The sequence below is a fragment of the Candidatus Magnetominusculus dajiuhuensis genome, from assembly GCF_046044395.1.
Lineage (GTDB): Bacteria > Nitrospirota > Thermodesulfovibrionia > Thermodesulfovibrionales > Magnetobacteriaceae > Magnetominusculus > Magnetominusculus dajiuhuensis.
On record NZ_JBJUSG010000052.1, the window covers coordinates 1 to 22,435 of the forward strand.

Below are 22,435 nucleotides of genomic sequence, written 5' to 3' on the forward strand. Positions count from 1 at the left end.
GGGAGGTGTGTGCCCTAGCTCCATAGGATTTTCACGGTAAAGCTGGAATCCAGAGGGCGAAATGGCTATTGAAATTTTCTAATGCGATTGACCTTGTATGGCCGTCTTCGATTCTGTCATTTCCTCACTGTCAAATGTTATCATAGTAACCAATGAAGCGGTATATATTTACAATCGTTGCGGTGGTGGCCGTCCTGCTTAGTTCCTGCGTGGGGGACAGCCCTAAGTCTATGTTTGAGACTGCCCGGCTTGAGGAACTTCAAAACAATCCTAAACACGCTAAAGAGTTGTATGAAGAGATCATAAGAAGGCATCCCAACACCGGGTACGCTCAGAAATCTAAAGAACGCCTTGAAAAACTCAACCCGGCCTCCCCGTCAGAATCACAAAAGTGAATCAGACACTATGTTAGTCGGCCTCACAGGGAATATTGGAAGCGGCAAGACAACCGTGCTGGGTCTGTTTGAAGCACTTGGGGCGCGTGTCATTAGCGCCGACGAAATAGTAGGACGTCTTCTCGGTGAGGAAGACATCAGGACAAAGATAAGGGCGGCCATTGGAAGCGATGTCTTTTCAGTGGACGGCAGCCTTGACAGGAAAAAAACCGCAAAGGTTGTCTTCGATAACGAGGGGCTGCGAAGGAAACTTGAGGGGATTGTCCATCCTGCCGTAATGAGAGAAATCAAGCAGTTTGCGCTGCCCGATGAGATGACTATCGCCGAGATACCCCTTCTTTTTGAAGGCGGCTTCACGGGCGAGGTCAATGTGGTAGTCACCGTTACCGCCCCAAAAGAGATTGTCTATGAAAGGCTCGGCAAAAAAGGCAAACTCTCAGAGGAGGACATCACAAAAAGACTTGCCTGCCAAATCCCCGATGAACAAAAGGCCGCAAGCTCAGACTTCGTCATCATCAACGCCAAGGACATCGCCAGTACGCGGCAACAGGTGAAAGAAATCTACCGGTTATTAAAATTACGACATCGGCGCAATGTTTAGCGCGCACAGAAGCGGCATATAGATGGTAAAACACGCGCCGTCTTTTATATTGTTGAACTCCAATCGGCCATTCATGTTCTTCTCTACGATGCTCCTGGACATGTAAAGTCCTATCCCTGTGCCTTTTTCGCCTTTTGTCGTAACATATGGATCGAATATCTTATTGACTATATCCTCCCTCACGCCGCCCCCATTGTCGCATATCTGCACTACGGCGTCTTCTCTGTCCTCAGTTATCTTTATAGAGATACGCCCCCGCCCCATTGTCCCTTTTAACCGGCGCTTTCGCTCCATTATGGCATCCCTTGCATTGTTTACGAGGTTTAATATAGCCTGCTTGAATTCATTTGGGTAGCCCAGTATCATCGGGTCACCTTTACATTCCACCGTAGCGTCTATATTTCTCTTTATAAATTGCAGATATATAAGCGCCAGGATGTCCTCAACCGCCTTTTTTAAACTGAAGGGCGACATGTCCTTTGCGGGCTTAAAGAAATTCCTGAAATCCTCGACAGTCTCAGCCATGTAGTTGATGAGTTTCATTGATTCGACGATAACGTTATTGACATACAGGCGGTCTATCTTATTTTCCTCAAGGTCTTCCTCCATATTTTGAACCATCAGCGCAAGCGTGTTCAAGGGCTGTTTCCACTGGTGGGCAATCGCGCTTATCATCTCTCCCATAGCGGCCATCCTTGACTGCTGTATCAGGAGGCGCTCCTGAACTAATCTCCTCTCAGCCTCTTTTCGTATCCTCTGTTCCAGGCCTGTGTTTAACTCCCGCAGCTCATCCTCTGCCTTAATACGCTGCTGATAGTTTCGGTATGCCTCAATTATATTGCCGCAGGCGGCAAAAAAAGGTTGAAGAAATTCGATAAGTTCCTCGTCATACCCGCCGTCTCTGTTTGCTATCATGGCAAACCCCGCAAGCTTTTCTCCACTATCTATCGGCGTCACCATGAAAGACTTCAACTCCGGGTGTCCATCGGGCATCGCCCCACGTATATGGTCGTTGGACGGGGCAGGCGATATGAACGCCTTGCCGGTCTTTATTATTGGGCCAATTAAATTGTCCATGTTGAGAAACTTAAATCCACTTTCCATATTCTTGTCAAACAGCTTGCGGGTCTGCTCGTTCCCCGCTATGTTGGACACGGCAAAGGTACTTAAATATTCCTTTCCATCTTCGTCTGTTAAGACCTCACCGATTATCCCAAATTCGCTGCTTGTCAGAGACAGCAGCATCGCAAGCAGCTCATTCATAAGCGCGCGCGGGTTGGGTGAAAGAATGAACTTCGACTGGATGTATCGTATGGCGTCCAAAAGATTGTTGCTCCGTATAAGGTTCTCTCTGGTGTGCGCACGCTCCCGCTCGGATTGATGTATTGCCAGTGCGTATTGAACTGACTTACACAGGGCGTCCTGATTAAGATTTTCTTTTACCAGATAGTCTGAGGCGCCAAGTCTCATCACCTGTATCGCAGTTGCCTCAGTGTCTCCTGCGTCAAGCACAACAACAGGTATCCTTAAATGCCCGATTCTATCCTGCAGATGTTCTAAAAACGCAAGCACGGCTTCGCCAAAACAATGATAACTCAACACAATACAGCCACAGGTGTTGTTGTTACAGAAGTGCAGCCCTTCCTCTAACGACCCGGCCTGCTGCAACCTATACCCGCGACCTGCCCCTGATACCCGACCACACAGTCCCCCGGTACCCGGCACATCGCCTATGACAAGAAGGTTTAACTCTTCAGTATCCACAGCGGTCAATAGCGCCCACGCTCAGGCGCGCCCCCACCCCCAGCTTTTATGTCTCTACACATCTTCATCGGCCTATCCCTGTGTAAGACCACGACTAATACTAACATATGGGCCAGTTACAAACGGGTTAAAGAGGCGGCGGCCGGATTTGAACCGGCGCATAAAGGTTTTGCAGACCTCCCCCTTAGCCGCTTGGGTACGCCGCCATTGCTAGGTTAAATATAACACAAACAGGCATTTCTTTTCCATTGGAATAATTTAAGGCCGCGTGAAAAAAATTCTGCCGCCGGTGATTATGAAGTAATTGAAGACCAGCATACCAATTGGTATAAGGATGAGCGTAAATTTCTGCGCCCTGTCTTCATACCTGAAGACGACACTATGGGGGCCGACGTCTTTGATTATTATGGCTTGAAACGCAAGATTTGCCCTGAATACCCTCGTTTCACGGCCATCAACGTATGCCCGCCAGTTTGGGGCATAGTTGTTTGAGAGTACAATGGCTACCGGCGTGGCAAGCTCTAGTTTAAGGCTGATCTCATCAGGGGAATAACCTTTAAGCGCCATCTGGTTTTTCTTAAATTGTTCGTCGTCTATGCCATCAGGCGGGGATGAAGGGGCGTCCTTGCCCGAAATATAAACGGTATTAAATAACGCCGCCCCCTCCGTATTCACAAGGGTATCATAGACGGCCTTGTCTGACTCCAGCGTTATAATGGTTTTCACGAGGTAAACCCTGTCAAAAGCGTCCTTAAATCTAAGAATTGCTATCGGTCTTGAGTAGAGTCTCATCAAGTTGCCGATTAGTCCCGGATGTTTGCCGATAGAATTCCCGTCGTAGACCAACTCTAATGAGCTGTTCAATGGTTTAGAAGAAACTCCCTGCGTTACAATATATCTTGTATTCAAAAAAGCATATGGGGAAAATGTTATGTTCGCCGTGAAGTTTGATATAAATAAGTTATACCAATAGCTCTCGAAATATGGAAGAAACCCCGGGTCTGAAAGCTGCTGGTTTATTACGACTTTGAAAAACTCCCTGTAAGATTTATTAAAAAGCGGACCTCTGCCATCGGGTGTCTCAAATCCTTGTGACTGGATTAAGGGAATCGTCCCCGGATTAAGAGAGGCCACTCGCAACGGCTTGTAACTGTTTTCCTGTTTAATAGCCTCCAGTACATCAATGTTAGGGAAAATACTGATATAAGGCACGCATTCCTCACCAAAAAACCGTGTAAATCTCACCTGAAAAAAGATTATAACCCCAATCGCCATAATCAACATAGCGGTTAACTGTCCCTGTTTCTGAAAAGCGCCTGAGAGCTTATTGATAGACCAGAACAAGGCACACATCAAAACTACCAAAACAGGGGCAATCGAAACCAGATCCACTGGCGCGGCCTTCCTGGGACTGAAATACAATACCGCCTCAATAGCCGCACAACTGACAATAAATATGGCCACCGGATTTCTCGCCAATTTCGGGAAGAGAAAAGCCTCTTCACCTGTGGCAGTCAAAATCATTAGCGAGATAAAAATGCCACTGCTGATGTTTAATATAAGCAATTGTATACCCTGCGTCTCAAGTGTCTTAGCGATAAATACGGCAAAGACCGCGCAGGCCACTCCGATGATTCCCCCGATTAGAAAACGCCTGACAAGCCTCCGGTCTTTGATGGCCTCATCAATTGCCACAAACGCCGCCATTGTCATAACAATCGGAAATACGGTGGTTATGTGGGCGAGGTCCATTTTCTCAAAGAGCGTACCCCTGAATATTACCTTCAACCCCGAAGTAAAAACGGCATATAAAAATACAACGACACAGAGGACTCCTAAACTGCGCCGCACCCTGCCGGATGTATTCGATATGGCAATTGCGCCGACAATTGGAATCAGGGTCATCGTCTGCAGCGAAGACACTGTGAAGCCGTTGGCGAGACTTTTCAGAAATCCCGCAAGGGAGGCCGTCTCATACACATATGTCCTGCTTGTAAAGGGTATGTACTTATAGAGGGCATAAAGCACGGGCATACATACCAGAATATACCCAAACCACACCAGCGAGGTCTTTATCAGACGCCTAAGCCCCGCGTTTTGTCCTTCGGGCGGCAGCAGCACTATTACCAGCACCTCTAAGATGAAAAAATATGGCAGCGTCAGCACGGGATATGACAGTGCCACAATCAAATTTAATACTATCAACCTCATTATCAGGCCCTTCTGGCTGCCACACCCACCTGGCCAGGACAGTGCAAAATAAAGCGGAAAGGCATAACTAAAAATATACAGGATAAAAGGACTCCACAACTGCATATTCAAGGCAAAATACACACCTCCGACCACTGCCACCCAACCCGCGGCGTTCAAATAGCCGCTAAGAAATCTGTACATTCCATAACCGGCCGCTGACATCATAGCAATAAGCAATCCGGCGTAAACCGCCCAGAGAGGTAAAAACTGTGATACTATATTCAGAATGTAAAGCGGGCCGTGCTGACACGCGTATGCCGGTATCCCGCCAGGCCAGTTCGGATACCAGAAATATGGGCCATGCCGCAATAACAGCTCCCCCATTGCCTTAAATCTTGGGAAATCCGTCTCGAACACGTCATGAAGCACTACGGCGGCCAAAGGCCCCAGCACCAGCTTGTCTATGAAAAACACCGCCGCAAGCAGTATAAAAAACAGGGCAGTCCTCCTCCCGTTTTTTAATATATATTCCTCTACGTATTCTTTAAACATGTGAGCGGTTTTGATTAAAGGCGGTACAGGGAAGGTTTCACAGCGGCCTCCTTTGCGGTTGATAGACTATAATTTTCGAGCCGTCGAAATCAAAACTGAAAGGCACATGGAGGTAGTCACTAAGGGCGTGTTTGAATGCGCCATGTTTTTCCCGCTCCACAAAAAATACCATAAAGCCGCCTCCTCCGGCCCCTAACAACTTCCCGCCAACTGCCCCGCTTGCAAGGGCGCGCTCATAAATAGTGTCTATTTCTGAATTCGACACCATAGTGGACAAGGTTTTTTTCAAGTTCCACGATTGATTCATAAGCCGCCCAAACTCCCTCAGGTCTCTGTTGCTGTTTACAAGTATGTCATATGCCTCATCTACGATGTCTTTCATATACGAAAGATTCTTTTCGTTTTTCGGAATATTTTTAATCTTATCTCCCGCAACCTCGGACGCGATTCTTGAGATGCCGGTGTAAACAAGTATGAGGCTGCTTTCGAATTCTACGAGCCTGTGGCGGTTAATAACAATAGGTTCAACGATGATTTTGCCGTTTGCCAGAAAATTTATCACATTCAGGCCACCGTGGGCGGCAAATGTCTGGTCTTGTGAGCCGACATGTTCCCTGATCAACTCCTGTTCAATATGAATGGCCTCGCGCGTCAAATCCTCCCTGGACACTATCCTTCCCTGCAGGGCATAGAGACTGTGAATCAGGCCAACTGTGAAGGCGGAGCTTGAGCCCATACCGCTCCTTGCCGGAATATCGCCGTCGTGATGGATAGAAACACCGTAGTCAACCTTGAAATATTTCAGGGTCTCTCTTACGGACGGGTGTCTGATTGTGTTTATGTCGCTGACATTTTCTATTTTCGAGTAGACTATTCTGTGTTTATGGTCAAAAAACGGGGGCAGCCGCCTGACGCTCAGGTAGCAGTACTTATCCACGCAGGCACCAAGTACCTTGCCGCAGTGCTTCATATAGTAGTCCGGGTAGTCGGTACCGCCGCCGAAAAATGAAATCCTATGTGGAGTTCTCGATATTATCATTTAAGATGCCGCGCCCACCGCAATCAGTGTCGCCAAAAAGGTAATCACCAGCTACATTATACGCCTCCGGCACTCCTATGTCAATAAACCTGCCCCTAAAGACATATCCCCTGATATCGCCGCCGTCAGATAAAAGCGACGGCAGGATATCCCTCTCAAGCGAAATGGCCGCACCGCCCTCTGCGCCTGTGGCGTGGTCAAACAACTCCCTGTGAAACACATATACGCCGGCATTGATAAGGCCATCGGTGTGCCTTGGCGTCTTTTCGTGAAATGAAACCACCCTGCCCACGGCGTTTATGGCAACAGTGCCGTATCTGTTAGCGCCACTCATCTGTCTGAGGGCAATAGTCATCGCGGCACCTTGCTCTACATGAACCGAGACAAAATCCTCAAAATCTACCTCCGCAAACGTATCGCCGTTTATGGCAATGACCTCAGGGGTCTTTGTATGCGCAACGGCCTTTATGACAGCCCCCCCTGTGCCGAGGAGGTTGTCTTCGCGGGAAAACAGGATTTCAAAATTATACCCGCAAGGGCCGTCGTATTCCCTGATTATCTTATCAGCCATGAAGCCAACGGCAATAACGACCCTCCTTATGAATACCCACCTGTTTAAATATCCAAGTAAAATATCAAGAAATGGCCTACCAGCAACAGGGGCGAGTACCTTAGGCAGGCCATCCACAACCGGCCTAAGCCTCATACCCAGCCCACCAGCAAGTATGATTACGTCTGTGTCCTGCACCTTGAGCGGCTCCTCACACTCAACGCCCTTTGATAACCACGGCTGAGGATTGCCCGCCTATGCCGTAGCTTATGGATAGAAACTTCTCACTGCGGCACGGCTGTTGAGTGTTTGAGAGTTTCAGGTGCGAGTATTCCTTTTCTGTTTCATTGAAATTAAGCGTGGCCGGCACGATTGACTCCCTTACGCCCAACACCGAGATTATTATCTCAGCGATGTCGCTTGCCGCTGCCATGTGCCCTGTATAGGGTTTCAGTGCGCAAAGCGCTATTTCGTTATCTGCCGCAACGCTGTCAAGAGAATTGAGTTCTGAGCGGTCACCTTTTTTTGTGCCGCTTCCATGCGGGGAAATGAAGGCGAGGTCTGATATATGTACGCCTGCGTTATTGAGCGCCTCTGTTATGCACAGTTCGGTCACGCGCTCAGGCACGCTGACCCCAGGGCCTTCGGCGTGTTCTATGGCATTTCCAAATCCCATTATCGTGCCGTATATTGTGGCACCGCGCCTCAGTGCGCTTTGTCTTTCCTCAAGCACTATGGCAGCGCCCCCATCGCCGGGGATAAACCCGTCTCTCCTCTTATCAAACGGCCTGTAAGAGGCAGCGCCGCTCTGACATGCCGATAACAGGCCAAGTCCCTCCAGCTCGTACATGGGTATTTCGTTAATCCAGCTTCCACAGCCTACGGCAACGGCAATATCAGCCCTGTCCTGCCTTATGCTCCTTGCGGCAAGCTCCAGTGCCTGCCCGCCACACGGCGACAGGCTGGCAAGCGTGGTGTTTGGCCCCTTAAAATCCAGAAACGCTGACAGCGCGCTAAACAGGTTATTCGATATTGATTCAAGCAGAAAAAATGGATTTACCTTGTTTAACGTCAACGTGTTAAGTTTCACGTAGTCAATGTCCTTCCACCGGCCATTTGTCGCCCCTTTTGTGGCGGGATAAAAGAAATCATACCCCAATTTAGAAAAATCCCCGGTTGCTATGAAAAGCGCCCGGCGCCCGGGTGAAGTTTCGTTCATATCAGGAAACCCTATCCGGCTGTCTTTTACGGCGCCAAGTGCGGCCGCAAATCCGAGTGTTGAGCCTCTGTTTAGGAATTTCATCTGGCTTGTGAGCTTATTCGGTATATCGTATGGATATTCCACCTCTTTCACATTGCCGAAGTACTGCATAGCTACGGGGCAGCCTTCTTGCGGGTGGCGTGTAACTCCCGTTTTGAGGGCCTTTACGCCTTCCCAATTTTCCACGGCCCCCGACCCTAATGCGGTAACAAGCCCCATGCCGGTTATTACTACTTCCCTTTTATCCATGTCTAAAGACCCAGCTCCCTCATTAATATCTTAAAGAATCTGCGCTCCTTCTGTGCGTCTCCGATTTCGTCTAACCGGACAATATCACCACTGAATTGCGCCACTGCCTTTTTCTTGCCCATGACCGTGCCCACACCTTTAAAGGCTGCCTTGTCGGCTCCATATGAGACGGCCTCTACTGTGAGTTCCAACTGGTCGCCGGGCATGGCAAGGCCGTAAAACTTGCAGTTATCCACAGAGGACGGCAAAAACCATCCCTTGAAATCTGACGACGCCGCACATAACCATCCCGCAAGCTGCACAAGTGCCTCTATGGTCAGCACACCGGGCATTACCGGATTGCCCGGGAAATGAAACTCCAAAAAATCCTCCGTCATTGCTACATTCTTTATACCCCGAATCCGCTCATTTGCCGTCCAGTCCAGGACCCTATCAACAAGTAAATATCTCACATTCATTGTCCCCTTAACAATATTACTGACGACACGGCGAACTGCGGCGTATGAGAGATAGAGACAGTTGCCTCTTGTGCCCTCAGCCTTCTAACCAGTCTGTCCGCCCACCCGTTAAGCTCTAAGGTTGGCCGACCCGAAGGCATAACAGAGACCTCTATGGCGCTAAACACGCCGATGGTCGAAAACCCCACGCCTATCGCCTTTAAAAACGCCTCTTTGGCGGCAAAACGCCCGGCAAAGTGTACATGCGGATGCCTGTGCCGTAGGCAGTACTCCCGCTCCCGCTGTGTGAATACATCCGAGGCGAAGGCCTCGTTTCTGTCCATCACCGCATGTAGCCTTTCAACGTTCACGATGTCTATTCCCTGATAGAGGCGCACTATGATACCGTCATGCCGCCGTCAACGGGGATTGCCTGTCCGGTTATGTAACTTGACAGGTCGGAAGAAAGAAACACGGCAAGGGCTGCCACCTCATCCGGGGTGCCAATCCTGCCAAGGGGAATCGCCGAGAGTATCGCATCTCCCGCCCTTTTCCTTACCCGCGCGCTCATGTCCGTTTCTATCATGCCCGGCAAAATGGCGTTTACCAGTATCCCCTTAGGGGCAAGCTCAACGGCACAGGCCTTTGTGAATGAGACGATACCGCCCTTTGACGCCGCGTAGTTGGCCTGGCCGCGGGAACACTTAACTGCCGCAACGCTGGCAATGTTCACAATTCGCCCGCTCTTGTTTGCCATCATCTGCTCGGCGGCATATTTAGAGCACAAAAACGTCCCCCTCAGGTTTACATTGAGCACCTTGTCCCATTCGGACTGCTCCATGGCTATCAGCAGGTTGTCTTTTATTACACCGGCGTTGTTCACCAATATGTCGAGCCTCTTGTATGTCTTTTTGATGAAATCGAACATGGCTCTAACCTCGTCTTCTTTGGAGACATCGGCCTGAAAAATACCGGCGGCGTGCCCTGCGTTTTGGTCAATTTCAGATTGTAAGGACAGGGCCGCCTCAGATGATTTGGCGTAATTAATAATCACCACAGCACCGGCGGCGGCTAACCTGAGACACACCTGCCGCCCTATGCCCCGTGCCCCGCCCGTAACCAGAGCCGTTTTACCACTTAAATCTATGCGCATCCATTACCCGAACTCAATAGTCAGCACTCCTGTTGCCGTGTCCTAGTCCAGCGTCATTCTATGCCAGAACATCGGCTTTTGTCAAATTATGTCAATACTTTTCAAATTCGCCATCGTCAGTGTGGTCTTTGCTGTCTTCTAAATCAAGGAGCGTACCTTTGGACGGTGCCGCGGGGGTGTGTGTCTTAGGTCTTGGGGCGGCAGTCTGGTGCGCTAATGCCGGTTGTTTACGCTTGGGTTTTGGCAGAAATTTAGAGGATCCCTCAGCGCCGGTCTTAAAGTATGCAATCGCGCCTTGCAGTTGTGAGGACTGCGACGACAACTCCTCGCTGGTTGAGGCCATCTGCTCCGCCGCGGAGGCGTTTTGCTGGATTACCTGGTCAAGCTGCTGAATGGCCTTGTTTATCTGCTCCGCGCCTGTGTTTTGCTCGTTGCTCGCCGCGGTTATCTCCTGTACGAGGTCTGCCGTCTTTCGTATATCCGGCACTAGTTTATTAAGCATTGAGCCGGCCTGCTCGGCGATATTCACGCTTGAGGCGGAGAGTTGGCTTATCTCACCGGCTGCTTTTTGACTGCGCTCTGCAAGTTTCCTTACCTCTGATGCCACTACGGCGAATCCCTTGCCATGTTCACCTGCGCGGGCTGCCTCAATTGCCGCGTTTAGCGCCAATAGATTTGTCTGCCTTGCTATTTCCTCTATGATAGAAATCTTACTGGCTATCTCCTTCATGGCATTGACGGCCTCTGTAACTGATTTGCCGGTTTCAAGGGCATCCTTTGCCGCCGAGGTTGCGATTGCCTCTGTTTGTCTGGAATTATCGGTGGTCTGCCTGATGTTCGATGTCATCTGTTCCATTGAAGACGATGTCTCCTCCACGGAGGCCGCCTGGGCTATAGCACCCTCTGACAACGACTGGGCACCCGACGATAGTTCGCCGCTGCCTGCCGCTACGTTGTCTGCAGCTGAGCGTACGTTGGCTACGATTTCCCTTAATTTCCCGACCATGCCCTTCATTGCCATCAATATGCCGGTCTCAGACTTCCGCCCGGTATCAAATCTCATCGTTAAGTCCCCGTCTGCAACGCCCTGCGCTATACTTGCTATATAATTAGGCTCGCCGCCAATCTGGTTTAATAAACTCACTGTTATCCACATGGCAATCACTATCGCCGCGATTACGGCTATTATGGATAAAGCAATGATTAATATGCGGGCGGATTTATATTCCTCTTCGGCTTGCTTAGCATATTTATCCATGTGCTCTTCCTGATGTTTTTTTAACTTTTCAACGGCTTCAATATATGCAGCCTGCAATGACCTTAGCTTAGTTAATAGAAATTCCCTTGCTTCGGTCTGCTTGCCATCCGCCGCAAGTTTCATAAATTCTTCCTGACCCGGAGCATATAGCACCCCTGCGTCGGTTATGGCCTTTAATCCTGCCCTGCCAGATTCACTTTTACACAATCGCGTAAGTATGTCTATACTGGCGGCAATCTTCTTTTTTGCGTCCTGAATCCTGTCCAGCTCCTTGTGTATCTGCTCCTTATTGTCCAATAACAGCGTATTACGCATGGCACGGGCTATCACGTTGATATTATCAAGCAAGCCGCTGCACGCCGCTATCTTTGGATAGCCGTCTTTGATTAAATCGGACACACCTTTGTTAAGACTCCCAAGACTGCTCATACCCACAATCGCTACCACTAAAAGCAAAACTACGACAATTCCAAACGACAGACCTAACCTTGTTCCAGTTTTCATGTTTTGAAGCATACTTCCTCCTTTTCAAATAAAGTTTTTGTAATATTAATACCCCTCTATCTTTCTTCTGAGTGGGCCAATGCAATGGGTTTACGCCCTGGCTTTGCCTGAAATCCTGATACGCCCTCATCTCCGGTTTTAAAGAATGCGATTACGCTTTGCAGTTGCTCTGACTGCGACGACAGCTCCTCGCTGGTGGAGGCCATCTGCTCGGCGGCTGATGCGTTTTGCTGGATTACCTGGTCAAGCTGCTGAATGGCCTTGTTTATCTGCTCCGCGCCGGTGTTTTGTTCGTTGCTCGCCGCGGTTATCTCCTGCACTAAATCGGCCGTTTTTCGTATATCAGGTACTAATTTATTGAGCATCGTACCGGCCTGCTCCGCAATACTCACGCTTGAGGCGGATAGCTCACTTATCTCACCGGCGGCCTTTTGACTGCGCTCTGCGAGTTTTCTCACTTCTGATGCCACGACGGCGAAGCCCTTGCCATGCTCACCTGCGCGGGCCGCCTCGATTGCCGCGTTTAATGCCAGTAGATTCGTCTGCCTTGATATCTCCTCAATGATAGAAATCTTACTGGCTATCTCCTTCATCGCGGCAACGGCCTCTGTGACCGCCTTGCCGCCGGTGAGGGCATCTTTTGCCGCCGAGGTTGCGATTGCCTCTGTTTGTCTGGAATTGTCGGTAGTTTGTCTGATATTTGAGGTCATCTGTTGCATTGATGACGATGTCTCCTCCACAGAGGCCGCTTGCTCTGTGGCACCCTCCGATAACTGCTGAGCACCTGATGAAAGCTCATTGCTGCCTGCCGCTACGTTGTCGGCGGCTGAGCGCACACTGGCTACTATTTCCCTTAATTTCCCGACCATTGTGTTCATGCCGTGGGCAAGCATCCCTATATCGTCTTCCGTCTTTGCCTCTGCCGCAACGGTCAGGTCTCCCTCTGCCACCTTGCCTATCAGCTCCCTCATTTCTCTAACAGGATTTACTGCGAGGCGTTTTATCAATATATAGATTATTATCATGACTGCCGCTGTTATTATCGTACCGAAAAGTATAGACTGCATCAGGGAAGATGATACAACATCTTTCATCGGCTTCAAATCTGCAATGATCTCAAATCCTCCGTGCTGTTCCCCAACCTTCCATCCCTCCATTTTTATTCCAATCGGGTCATATCCTTTACCCGCGGGGTAGTCCTTCTCCGTGCCGTGACACATCATGCAATCAGAACTTAAGACCACCGCCCTCATATACCTTAACGCATTGGCCTCTTTGTCAATCATCCAGTAGTCTTCCCGCTTCTCTGAGTCCATTTTCTGAAGCATAGTCTGCTCTACCGGCGTGGCCTCATTATTTTTATTTCTAGCCTGAACTTTAGCGACCCTGAATTTATAACCGGCATCGGCGGTCTTCGTCTCGGCCACTGACCAACCGGCAACCACAGGAATTGTATAGTAATAGGCCGTTGTCCTTACCTTTTCAATTATTGCCTCAGGGGTGCTCGCACCGGCAATTTTTACTTTCAGGTCAGCCAGCATATGCTCATCGTCAAAGGAGTTTCTTGTCCTTAACTCTGACACATATTTCCTGGCGTTTTCCGCCTCGACGGTTATCGCTTTGGCCTTCATAACCAGGGCATTTAGCGCGTCTCTTTCTATAATGCCTTTTATGAAGATAAAATTAATCACATAGCTGACAATGAAACTTATTGCCACTACAATCAAAACCTTCGTGCCAAAATTGACTTTCTTCATAATTTCGTTTGACATTTCACATTCCTCCCTGCCTATTTTAACACATGTTAATACCTTTCAATTCCACCATCATCAGATTGGCCTTCGCTGTCCTCTAAATCAACGAATTTGCCTCTGGCCGATGCGGGCGTCTGTGTCTTTCTCTTTGCTGCATGGTGCGCCAAAGCCATAGGTTTGCGCTTTGCCTGAAATTTTGATGCGCCCTCATCTCCGGTCTTAAAGAATGCGATTACACCTTGCAGTTGCTCTGACTGCGACGACAGCTCCTCGCTGGTTGAGGCCATCTGCTGCGCGGCTGAGGCGTTTTGCTGTATCACCCTGTCAAGCTGCTGGATAGCCTTGTTTATCTGCTCCGCACCGGTGTTCTGTTCGTTGCTCGCCGCGGTTATCTCCTGCACTAAATCGGCCGTTTTTCGTATATCCGGCACTAATTTGTTGAGCATCGTGCCGGCCTGCTCCGCAATACTCACGCTTGAGGCGGATAGCTCACTTATCTCACCCGCCGCTTTTTGGCTGCGCTCCGCAAGTTTTCTCACTTCTGAGGCGACGACGGCGAATCCCTTGCCGTGTTCACCGGCCCTTGCCGCCTCAATTGCCGCGTTCAACGCCAATAGGTTCGTCTGCCTCGCTATCTCCTCTATTATCGAAATCTTACTGGCTATTTCTTTCATAGCGGCAACGGCCTCTGTGACCGCCTTGCCGCCTTCAAGGGCGTCCTTTGCCGCCGATGTTGAGATTGCCTCTGTTTGTCTGGAATTATCGGAGGTTTGCCTGATATTTGAGGTCATCTGTTCCATTGATGACGATGTCTCCTCCACAGAGGCTGCCTGCTCTGTGGCACCCTCCGATAACTGCTGAGCACCTGATGATAGCTTATTGCTGTCTGCCGCTACGTTGTCAGCGGCTGAGCGCACGCTGGCTACTATTTCCCTTAATTTCCCGACCATGCCCTTCATTGCGAGCAATATGCCGGTCTCAGAGCCGCGCCCAGTCCCGAATCTCATCGTCAAATCCCCATCTGCCACACCCTGCGCTATGCTTGCAATATAATGAGGCTCACCGCCAAGCTGCTTTAATAAAGTCATCCTTATCCATAGGGCAAAAACAGTAACCACAAACATAATGGCAACCCCTACGGTGATTATCCTGCCTTTGGCGTGAAACGCGGCAGGGGCAGACGAGGCGGTTATCTTATCGCATTGCTTTGTTTGAATTTCAATAAGTTTACTCAGGAGTTTAACGCTTCCCGCCCCTGAGATGAGAATTGTTTTGGCGCGAAAATCGGCGGCCTCCTGCGTCTTGCCCGCCTCCATTAACTCAAGCCACCTGGGGCGCGCCTCTTTGTATTGGGCGAAGATGTCCAACATCTCCTTTAGTGTGGCCTTGCCCTCGTCGTTGAGTTTTGTGGATGAGAATATCTTTAGATTGTCCTCTACGGCGCTAATCCATTTCGGGCCTTCTTCGATTATTTTTTTTCTTGACGCGGGGTCAGGGACAGCGAGGTATTGAGAGATGCCATAACGAAGCTGCCACAGGGCATTCTGAGCGTCGGCAAGCGCGCGTCCGGCTATAACCCCGTCTGTGTTTATCTCATTAATCGTCAAAGATAACCCGGAAACACCCACATACCCTAAAACACATATAACCGCAGTTAAGATTATCGTCACACCGGCTAACAATGACATCTTTGCTGAAACTCCCATATTTCCTATCATTCTCACTCCTCCCCTATATACTGTTATGTGTCAATTATACTATTTATTGCTGATGATTGCAATACACAGTCAGGGCAAACGCATTTGAAATTGCCTCCCTTATTTTTGTCATTCCGGCTTGTCTGGAATCTGTCCTTATGCCTCAGAATATGCACAATCATTCTGAAACTCCCACTAAAGGGAAGATTCCGGACAAGCCGGAATGACAGCAACAGCACCGGAATGACAGAAAAGAACAAAGCCGGAATGACTGCATAAGTATCTTCTGCTTTATTTTTCAAATGCGTTTGCCCTGAATACACAATGACATGAGTCCTTGATAATCTAAACGTCTGGTTTTTTCGCTATTATGGAGGCGTTTTGGCCGCCGAATCCGAATGAGTTTGAAATGGCCGCGCGCACTGTCTTTGAGCGCTTGACAATCGGGACATAATCAAGGGGGCATTTAGGGTCAGGATGGGTCAGGTTTATCGTGGGGTGTATCTGGTCGTTTGCCACACTCAGGACGGTAAATATGAACTCAGGCCCGCCTGAGGCCGCAAGCAGATGGCCTATCATGGACTTGCTTGAGCTGATGGCAATGTCTTTGGCGCGCTCTTTAAATACCGTGGTAATGGCCGCTGTCTCGGCCTCGTCGTTGAGCTTTGTGCTCGTGCCATGGGCGTTTATATAGTCTATGTCGTCTATGGCCAAACCGGCGTCTTTGAGGGCGGCGCACATAGAGCCAGCCGCCCCTCTGCCGTCGGGGATGGGGGCGGTAACCTGATATGCGTCCATCGTAGAGGCATAGCCCACCACCTCGGCGTATACCAAGGCCCCCCTTTTTATGGCGTGGCCGTACTCTTCGAGAATGACAATTCCAGCGCCTTCGCCCATTATGAGACCGGAGCGCCTTCTGTCAAACGGGCGGCACAACCGCGTTACATTTTCAGAACCAGGACAGGCCGCCTGCAAGAGGACGAAAAAGACAAGCCCAATGGGGTTTATCATAGAATCCGCCCCACCCGCCGCGATTACGTCTGCCTCACCGCGGCGAATCATCCTGAATGCCGTGCCGATGGCCTGCGTGGCAGAGGCGCAGGCCGTGGTTATTGTGGCATTAGGGCCGAAAAGGGAAAATCGTTTTGCTATCACAGCAGCGGCACGGTTTGAGTTATTTCTTATGATAGAATCGCCGCAAACCTGATGATATTCCTTTGAGAATCCAGATAAGTCAAACTTGCCCCCGCCTGTCCAGCGCGCTATATCCTCAAGGCGGTTAATACCCAATCCCGCGGCAAGGACTGCCCCAAAGCGCCCCCGTTGACTGATAGGATTTTCAATCAGCCCGGCGTCAGTCAGCGCCTTTTTTGCCGCCCAGAGGGTGAACATCGTGCGTCTTTCCATTGTGTCGGCAGAATATTCGGGGAATTCATCTGTTACACGCCCCCAGTCCCGTTCATTGACTGCGGCAACGGCCTGTACGGGTGAGCTGGCGGCACCGGGAAGCGCCTTATCATAAATATCGGGCAGGCTGGCCACGCCGGACACACCGGCAAGGGCCTTATCCCAGTTCTCCCGAACCTCCAGCCCCAGGGCGGTAACCATGCCAAGGCCCGTTACCACAACCCTTCTGTTGGCTTTAAAACTCACTGCTTTGTTTACCACTATAGTAGCAAAACCGCCGGTAGAGTTCGCCGGGGTCTATCTTGTCGAAGTGGCTGTAAATTATCCTGTCAGCAGAGGCAATCTTCTCTCCGTCTATAAACATAGCGGCCGTCCCCAGGGTGTCGCGCTTAGAGGTAGAGATAATCTCTCCATGTATTTCCGCCTTAAAGCCGGGTCTAAGGCGCGATGGGATTTTTGCCCCTTCAACGAGTGTCAACACCGGCGAGAGTTTAAAGTCGTGGGAGTAAATAACGAGCCAACCGAGAAGCTGCGCCATTGCCTCAATGAATATGACGCCCGGCACAAGGGCCACTTTCTCGAAATGCCCGCGCAGAAATTCCTCGGACAGGGCAAAGGTCTTAATACCGCTAATGTCCTTGCCTTTTTCTATTCTGGTTATGCTGTCGTAGAATAAAAATCTCATTATTAAACCGCCTGTTTGTTATTGCACTTACGCCACTCGCTCAATGATTAACGACGAGGCCTGGCCCTCGTAACTGTTACAGTTGATCATAACCCGTGAGACCCGCTTTTGTAAAGGATTCTCTGTGACGATGTCAAAGCGGACGGCCTCATCTACGGGGGTGGAATATAGAGACGGCGGGATTGTGCCGGTTTTTATCACATACGCGGCGACTGCCGTGTCAAGCGGCGCGGCGGCGGCATAGAGGTTGCCAAGTGCGCCCTTTGTGGAAATCACGCTTATCGGGCAATTTTTAAACAGCTCGTTGACGGCCTCGATCTCGTTTTTATCGCCGGTGGAAGTGCCGTCACCGTGGGCTATCAAAAGGCCGATGTCCGCGGGTCTCAGTCCGGCCATTGAGAGGGCGGCACTCATCGAATTTATTATCGCGGCGGCGGTTGGGCCGCTGCAAAAATCGTCGCCGATACCAAACGCCCTGCCCCATCCTATTATTGCGGCAATAGGAGAGACGCCACGGGCAACTGCCGATGACAGCGTCTCAATTGCCAAAAAACCGGCACCATCGCCCGGAGTTGTCCCGCATCTAAGCGAGGAAAACGGGCGGCATGACAATACGCCGTCCTCACGTGATTTCAAAACCCCGGCAATATGGCCTCGTGCGAGGCTTGACGGGGTGATTTTTTCACTTACCCCTCCGGCAAGGACTATCTTTGCCCTGCCGCTTAACGCAGCGGCAATGCCCTCGGCTATTGCTGAGACGCCGGAGTCGGCATGGGCAGAGAAGACCGCGTTTTCTCCCTGAATTTTTAGTCTTACCGAACTCTGGCAGAGGGCAATGTTATTGAGCATTGACAGAGGCCACAGTGGGTATATCTCCCTATAGCCCTTCGTATAAAAGGCGTCATGGTCGAGGCCGCCCTTTGGCAGAGAGGACTTCAGCACCGCCGCAAGGAGGTCGTCTGTCTCGTAGTCAACCATTGGAAGTCCGGCGAAAAACCCTATTGCATCAGGCGTAATCTCAGGGGCAGTCTCTATGGCGGCATTTTTATATGCCTGTACGGCGCTCTCCATTAGTAAGAACGAATGGGTATTCATAATGCGGGCGTCACGCGGGCTGATATGGAGGTCTTGCGGGGTTGGACAGGCGGTTATGGCCGCCGACTTGCAGGGAAACTCCGCAAAATCAATAAAGTCAATTCGGGCCGCGCCGCACCTGCCGCCCAATAAACCTTCCCATACCTCATCAGGCGTGCGGCCAAGCGCACATACCACACCGATTCCAGTTATTACAGCCTGTTCGTCCATGCTCGCATTAATTAGTACCAAAATACGGCAAAAAAAGTAAAGGGATTTACGGTTTTTTCCGTTTGTTATGCCGTTAGCTCGTACTGCCTCACGAAGAATTTTATTTAATTTATTTTAAAAAAAATTAAAATTTATTAAAAAAAGACTTGACTTTTTCTACCCCCCCCCTATAATACAAGATGTTTGATATTGATTTATATATAGATAAACAAATTTATGAATAGGTGCTGAGATACAATGGCTGGAAAGACATTACCGCCGCTAAAGATAGGCAATTTAACGGCTGAAGTTCCCCTAATTCAGGGCGGGATAGGTGTGAGAATATCTCTTGCCGTGTCTGATTATCAGAGATTCGTTAAAGACTTGTAATAAACCGTAACATACCTGTGGAGGAAATTACATGAAAAGAGAAAGAATCGTAATTACAGGAGTGGGTTTAACGGCGCCTAACGGCAATAATCTTACCGAGTTTAGGAAGAATCTCCTTGAGGGTAAGTCAGGTGTTATTCTTTTTAAAGAGAAACTTATGGGGGATGTTATCGCTGGGGTATGTAATTATGATGAAACCAAGTATCAGTCCAAAAAAGAGAGAAGACGGGGCACACGGGCGGCATCAATTGGCATATACTGCGCCCATGAGGCATTAAAAGACGCTCATATTGATTTGGCCGATTTGGATAAGTCCAATATAGGTATATATGTCGGAACGACCGAGCATGGAATTGTCGAGTCAACAGACGAAATTCTATCAATAAAGGATTACGAATATAACCTAAAATATATATCACATCTTCTTAATCCAAAGGCAATAGCAAATAATCCTGCTGGTGAAATAGCCCTGAATCTTGGAATAACAGGGCCGCATTACACGGTAGGGGCGGCGTGCGCGGCGGGAAACATTGGCCTTATCCACGGCGCACAGATGCTCATGTTAGACGAAGTTGACTACGCAATATGCGGCGGAGTGTCAGAGAGTATAAGGGGTTTTCTAATTTTTGCCAGCTTTAAAAACGAAGGTGCCCTTGCTAATCATGCAGACCCGCATAAAGCTTGCAGACCCTTCGATATTGATAGAAACGGTATTGTAATCTCGGAAGGCGGTTGTTTATATATACTGGAAAGGTTAGACGATGCCTTATCAAGAAAGGCAACCATATATGGTGAGCTGGCGGGATATGCCATAAACACAGACGCAACCGACTATGTGGCGCCTGACAGAGAGAGGCAGGTTCAATGTATGGCTAAGGCCCTCGATAAAGCGGGAATTAAGCCTAACGACATTGACATAATAAATACCCACTCAACATCAACACCGCTTGGCGACGAAACAGAGGGTAAGGCAATCTATAGTGTATTCGGTAATAATGATAACGTTTATATTACCAATACAAAGAGCTATATCGGGCATACGATGGGGGCTGCCGGGGCGCTTGAGCTTGCGGGTGAACTACCTTCTTTTACCGATGGTTTCGTTCATCAGACACTAAATCTGGATAATCTCGACCCTAAGTGCATGATTACAAATATCGTAAGAAATGAGCATAAAAAAGTGGACGGCATAAAATATATCCTGAATAATTCCTTTGGCATGTTAGGTATTAATTCTACGGTAATTATAAAAAAATATGAATAAATACATAAATGCCTACGAAGTTAACGCTTCTCTGGATTCCTGCTTTCGCAGGAATGACAGACAAGGCAAAACAAATAAACACCTAATTTTGTCATTCCTGCGAAAGCAGGAATCCATGTGTGTGGGTGGTTATAAAAAAACGGTTAACTGCATTGGCAATTAAAATATATACAAACGGAGGAAATATAAAATGACAAGAAAAGACATCATGAGTTCTGTGATAGAAATAATGCAGGAGGTTATGCCAGAAAACGATTGTTCGGGTATTCAGGATACGGAGGTGCCTTTTAGTAATATGGTAGATATGGACAGTATGGATTTTCTTGATGTTGTTATGGCGATTCAGAAAAAGTATAGGATAGAGATACCTGATGGTGATTTTGGTAGTTTGAGGACGATGAAAAGCACATTGGATTACCTCGAAACAAAAATAAAATAGATATGGACACCGTTATTAAATACTATATCCCGCACAGGGAGCCTTTTTTGTTTGTAGATGAGGTCGCAGATATTACTGACACTCATATACGGGCAAAGAAGTATATCTCAGGCGACGCAGATTTCTTTAAAGGACATTATCCGGGGTTTCCTTTAATGCCGGGGGTGTTAGTATGTGAGGCGATACTTCAGACAGGGGCGGTATTGATTGCCCACATAACGAAAGAAAATATCAAGGACGACGTCCCCGTGGTAACCAGAATGAACAACATAAAGTTCAAAAAAATGGTATTACCAGGAGATACGATAGAGATGTCCGTTGAGATTATTGATAATAGGAGCAATGTGTATTATCTTAAGGGGGCGGCAAAAGTTGACAATAAATTGGCAGTGAGCCTTGACTTTGCTTGCGGTTTAGTGAAAAAAGGGGTGATGGAGCTAAAATGAGTTTTTTACAGTTAGAAGGCAAGAAATTTCTTATAGTGGGTGTATTTAATAAAAAAAGTATTGCGTACCATGCGGCCAAATGCCTTGAACAAGAGGGGGCGGAGTGTATTTATGTAGTAAAAGACGATGGCGTCAAAGAGAAAGTGCGACAGTTTATACCTGATGCCAATATTTTTTCATGTAATGTCGAGAAACAAGATGAGATAGAAAATCTCTATAGAGATATTTCAACATTACACACCAAAATAGATGGGATGTTACACTCTATCGCATTTGCTAATTTTTCTGAAGGACTAAAACCGTTTCACGAGACAAAAAAGAAAGATTTTCTACAGGCTATCGACATCTCGTGTTATTCTCTGATTAATTTGTCTTATGCCTTTAAAGATATACTCGATAAGAACGCCTCAGTGGTAACTCTTTCTGTTCCATTTACTAAAATAGCGGTTGAAACTTACGGGTATATGGCGCCTGTCAAAGCCGCATTAGAATCATCGGTGGTATATCTGGCGCAGTCGTTCAGCCAATTTTCACAGGTCAGATTTAACGTTGTTTCAGCCAACGTCATAAAAACATCATCTGCCGCCGGACTGCCAGACTACATAAAGTTGTCTCTTTATGCGGAAAGTTTGACGTTTAGAAAAAAGGCAATTGAAACAAAAGAAATTGCCAACGTGATAACATTCTTACTAAGCGGCAGTTCAAGTGCTATCAATGGGCAATCAGTAGTTGCAGATGCGGGTATGATTGTGAATCTCTTCGATAGAGAAGTTCTTGAAATATTTTATAAGAATAAGATCGGGATAGATACATAGAGCTTAGGGGGGATTATATGAGTGAGAAAAAATATAAACACATTTAGTGGGAGGCGTATATGAATAAAATAATACCATTTTTTGATATTCTAAATGAAGATGATATTCAGTGGTTTTTAAATAATGGAGTAGAGTGTATTGTAGAACATGATACTATCTTTATCAATAATGGATACAAGGATATACCCCTTTATTTAATTATAGATGGTTTTGTTGAATTATATATAGATAGTGATAATAGACTATCGTAAGCGTCTAAATAACTACACCCGTTGATTTCCCTGCGAGGGCATCCCTA

General features: G+C 48.3%; 20 protein-coding genes, 1 tRNA gene and 3 pseudogenes. 7 read left to right on the top strand and 17 right to left on the bottom strand.

The features are described 5' to 3' along the window. Positions 1–152 precede the first annotated feature (152 nt). On the top strand, positions 153–395 hold the full coding sequence (locus tag AB7D94_RS08675; RefSeq protein ID WP_420265406.1) for an outer membrane protein assembly factor BamD: 243 nt from the start codon (positions 153–155) through the stop codon (positions 393–395). 10 nt (positions 396–405) lie between these two features. Continuing rightward, positions 406–996 (top strand): dephospho-CoA kinase, encoded by a 591-nt coding sequence (gene coaE, locus AB7D94_RS08680; protein ID WP_420265407.1) that lies wholly within the window; start codon positions 406–408, stop codon positions 994–996. Here coaE and AB7D94_RS08685 read toward each other — a convergent pair. From AB7D94_RS08685 to AB7D94_RS08755, 17 genes and pseudogenes are all read right to left on the bottom strand, one after another. Beyond that, positions 973–2,760 carry an ATP-binding protein gene (locus tag AB7D94_RS08685; protein WP_420265409.1) on the bottom strand — a complete coding sequence of 596 codons (1,788 nt, stop codon included), beginning with the start codon at positions 2,758–2,760 and terminating at the stop codon, positions 973–975. The two genes, coaE and AB7D94_RS08685, sit on opposite strands and share 24 nt — an antisense overlap. A gap of 133 nt (positions 2,761–2,893) precedes the next feature. Further along, a tRNA-Cys gene (locus tag AB7D94_RS08690) sits at positions 2,894–2,966 on the bottom strand. A gap of 52 nt (positions 2,967–3,018) precedes the next feature. After that, positions 3,019–5,505, bottom strand: coding sequence for a hypothetical protein (locus AB7D94_RS08695; RefSeq protein WP_420265410.1), 2,487 nt, complete (start codon positions 5,503–5,505; stop codon positions 3,019–3,021). 37 nt (positions 5,506–5,542) lie between these two features. Beyond that, positions 5,543–6,544 carry a GHMP family kinase ATP-binding protein gene (locus tag AB7D94_RS08700; protein WP_420265411.1) on the bottom strand — a complete coding sequence of 334 codons (1,002 nt, stop codon included), beginning with the start codon at positions 6,542–6,544 and terminating at the stop codon, positions 5,543–5,545. Then, complete coding sequence (locus AB7D94_RS08705; protein WP_420265412.1) at positions 6,519–7,292, bottom strand: sugar phosphate nucleotidyltransferase; 774 nt, start codon at positions 7,290–7,292, stop codon at positions 6,519–6,521. The genes AB7D94_RS08700 and AB7D94_RS08705 overlap by 26 nt, the downstream gene beginning before the upstream one ends. Positions 7,293–7,311: 19 nt before the next feature. Continuing rightward, positions 7,312–8,604 (bottom strand): beta-ketoacyl-[acyl-carrier-protein] synthase family protein, encoded by a 1,293-nt coding sequence (locus tag AB7D94_RS08710; protein ID WP_420265413.1) that lies wholly within the window; start codon positions 8,602–8,604, stop codon positions 7,312–7,314. 2 nt (positions 8,605–8,606) lie between these two features. Continuing rightward, positions 8,607–9,056 (bottom strand): ApeI family dehydratase, encoded by a 450-nt coding sequence (locus AB7D94_RS08715; protein ID WP_420265414.1) that lies wholly within the window; start codon positions 9,054–9,056, stop codon positions 8,607–8,609. A 2-nt stretch (positions 9,057–9,058) separates the two neighbouring features. Beyond that, positions 9,059–9,439, bottom strand: a complete 381-nt coding sequence (gene acpS, locus AB7D94_RS08720) for a holo-ACP synthase (protein WP_420265415.1) — start codon at positions 9,437–9,439, stop codon at positions 9,059–9,061. Continuing rightward, the gene (gene fabG, locus AB7D94_RS08725; protein ID WP_420265416.1) at positions 9,439–10,194 is read right to left on the bottom strand and encodes a 3-oxoacyl-ACP reductase FabG; all 756 of its coding nucleotides are present in this window, start codon (positions 10,192–10,194) and stop codon (positions 9,439–9,441) included. The genes acpS and fabG overlap by 1 nt, the downstream gene beginning before the upstream one ends. Before the next feature lie 91 nt (positions 10,195–10,285). Then, complete coding sequence (locus tag AB7D94_RS08730; RefSeq protein WP_420265417.1) at positions 10,286–11,956, bottom strand: methyl-accepting chemotaxis protein; 1,671 nt, start codon at positions 11,954–11,956, stop codon at positions 10,286–10,288. Positions 11,957–12,012: 56 nt separating this feature from the next. Beyond that, positions 12,013–12,990 (bottom strand): annotated as a pseudogene (locus AB7D94_RS17010) (methyl-accepting chemotaxis protein); the annotation flags it as partial. Positions 12,991–13,077: 87 nt separating this feature from the next. After that, a pseudogene (locus AB7D94_RS17015) lies at positions 13,078–13,728 on the bottom strand (Tll0287-like domain-containing protein); the annotation flags it as partial. A gap of 32 nt (positions 13,729–13,760) precedes the next feature. After that, positions 13,761–14,834, bottom strand: coding sequence for a methyl-accepting chemotaxis protein (locus AB7D94_RS17020; RefSeq protein WP_474373866.1), 1,074 nt, complete (start codon positions 14,832–14,834; stop codon positions 13,761–13,763). A 66-nt stretch (positions 14,835–14,900) separates the two neighbouring features. Continuing rightward, positions 14,901–15,428, bottom strand: a pseudogene (locus AB7D94_RS17025) (MCP four helix bundle domain-containing protein); the annotation flags it as partial. A 324-nt stretch (positions 15,429–15,752) separates the two neighbouring features. Then, positions 15,753–17,075, bottom strand: coding sequence for a beta-ketoacyl-[acyl-carrier-protein] synthase family protein (locus tag AB7D94_RS08745; protein ID WP_420265421.1), 1,323 nt, complete (start codon positions 17,073–17,075; stop codon positions 15,753–15,755). After that, complete coding sequence (locus tag AB7D94_RS08750) at positions 17,050–17,499, bottom strand: hotdog family protein (protein ID WP_420265423.1); 450 nt, start codon at positions 17,497–17,499, stop codon at positions 17,050–17,052. Before AB7D94_RS08750 ends, AB7D94_RS08745 begins: the two co-directional genes overlap by 26 nt. A gap of 27 nt (positions 17,500–17,526) precedes the next feature. Next, complete coding sequence (locus tag AB7D94_RS08755) at positions 17,527–18,804, bottom strand: beta-ketoacyl-[acyl-carrier-protein] synthase family protein (RefSeq protein WP_420265424.1); 1,278 nt, start codon at positions 18,802–18,804, stop codon at positions 17,527–17,529. Positions 18,805–19,204: 400 nt separating this feature from the next. Between AB7D94_RS08755 and AB7D94_RS08760 the strand changes: the two genes are divergently transcribed. The 5 genes from AB7D94_RS08760 to AB7D94_RS08780 all read left to right on the top strand — a co-directional run bounded on the left by AB7D94_RS08760 (position 19,205) and on the right by AB7D94_RS08780 (position 22,388). Next, the gene (locus AB7D94_RS08760) at positions 19,205–20,437 is read left to right on the top strand and encodes a beta-ketoacyl-[acyl-carrier-protein] synthase family protein (RefSeq protein WP_420265425.1); all 1,233 of its coding nucleotides are present in this window, start codon (positions 19,205–19,207) and stop codon (positions 20,435–20,437) included. 229 nt (positions 20,438–20,666) lie between these two features. After that, positions 20,667–20,876 (top strand): acyl carrier protein, encoded by a 210-nt coding sequence (locus AB7D94_RS08765; RefSeq protein WP_420265431.1) that lies wholly within the window; start codon positions 20,667–20,669, stop codon positions 20,874–20,876. 2 nt (positions 20,877–20,878) lie between these two features. Continuing rightward, complete coding sequence (fabZ, locus tag AB7D94_RS08770; RefSeq protein WP_420265426.1) at positions 20,879–21,322, top strand: 3-hydroxyacyl-ACP dehydratase FabZ; 444 nt, start codon at positions 20,879–20,881, stop codon at positions 21,320–21,322. Beyond that, entirely contained in the window at positions 21,319–22,137 is an 819-nt protein-coding gene (locus AB7D94_RS08775) for an enoyl-ACP reductase FabI (RefSeq protein WP_420265427.1), read from the top strand. The genes fabZ and AB7D94_RS08775 overlap by 4 nt, the downstream gene beginning before the upstream one ends. 59 nt (positions 22,138–22,196) lie before the next feature. Beyond that, the gene (locus tag AB7D94_RS08780) at positions 22,197–22,388 is read left to right on the top strand and encodes a hypothetical protein (RefSeq protein ID WP_420265429.1); all 192 of its coding nucleotides are present in this window, start codon (positions 22,197–22,199) and stop codon (positions 22,386–22,388) included. The last annotated feature ends 47 nt before the right edge of the window (positions 22,389–22,435 follow it).

Bases quoted from the DNA above. Each gene is read 5' to 3' on its own strand.
- AB7D94_RS08675 (WP_420265406.1), top strand. From the start codon at position 153: ATGAAGCGGTATATATTTACAATCGTTGCGGTGGTGGCCGTCCTGCTT.
- coaE (WP_420265407.1), top strand. From the start codon at position 406: ATGTTAGTCGGCCTCACAGGGAATATTGGAAGCGGCAAGACAACCGTG.
- AB7D94_RS08695 (WP_420265410.1), bottom strand. From the start codon at position 5,505: ATGTTTAAAGAATACGTAGAGGAATATATATTAAAAAACGGGAGGAGG.
- AB7D94_RS08700 (WP_420265411.1), bottom strand. From the start codon at position 6,544: ATGATAATATCGAGAACTCCACATAGGATTTCATTTTTCGGCGGCGGT.
- AB7D94_RS08710 (WP_420265413.1), bottom strand. From the start codon at position 8,604: ATGGATAAAAGGGAAGTAGTAATAACCGGCATGGGGCTTGTTACCGCA.
- fabG (WP_420265416.1), bottom strand. From the start codon at position 10,194: ATGCGCATAGATTTAAGTGGTAAAACGGCTCTGGTTACGGGCGGGGCA.
- AB7D94_RS08730 (WP_420265417.1), bottom strand. From the start codon at position 11,956: ATGAAAACTGGAACAAGGTTAGGTCTGTCGTTTGGAATTGTCGTAGTT.
- AB7D94_RS17020 (WP_474373866.1), bottom strand. From the start codon at position 14,834: ATGTTTGTGGTTACTGTTTTTGCCCTATGGATAAGGATGACTTTATTA.
- AB7D94_RS08750 (WP_420265423.1), bottom strand. From the start codon at position 17,499: ATGAGATTTTTATTCTACGACAGCATAACCAGAATAGAAAAAGGCAAG.
- AB7D94_RS08755 (WP_420265424.1), bottom strand. From the start codon at position 18,804: ATGGACGAACAGGCTGTAATAACTGGAATCGGTGTGGTATGTGCGCTT.
- AB7D94_RS08760 (WP_420265425.1), top strand. From the start codon at position 19,205: ATGAAAAGAGAAAGAATCGTAATTACAGGAGTGGGTTTAACGGCGCCT.
- AB7D94_RS08765 (WP_420265431.1), top strand. From the start codon at position 20,667: ATGCAGGAGGTTATGCCAGAAAACGATTGTTCGGGTATTCAGGATACG.
- fabZ (WP_420265426.1), top strand. From the start codon at position 20,879: ATGGACACCGTTATTAAATACTATATCCCGCACAGGGAGCCTTTTTTG.
- AB7D94_RS08775 (WP_420265427.1), top strand. From the start codon at position 21,319: ATGAGTTTTTTACAGTTAGAAGGCAAGAAATTTCTTATAGTGGGTGTA.
- AB7D94_RS08780 (WP_420265429.1), top strand. From the start codon at position 22,197: ATGAATAAAATAATACCATTTTTTGATATTCTAAATGAAGATGATATT.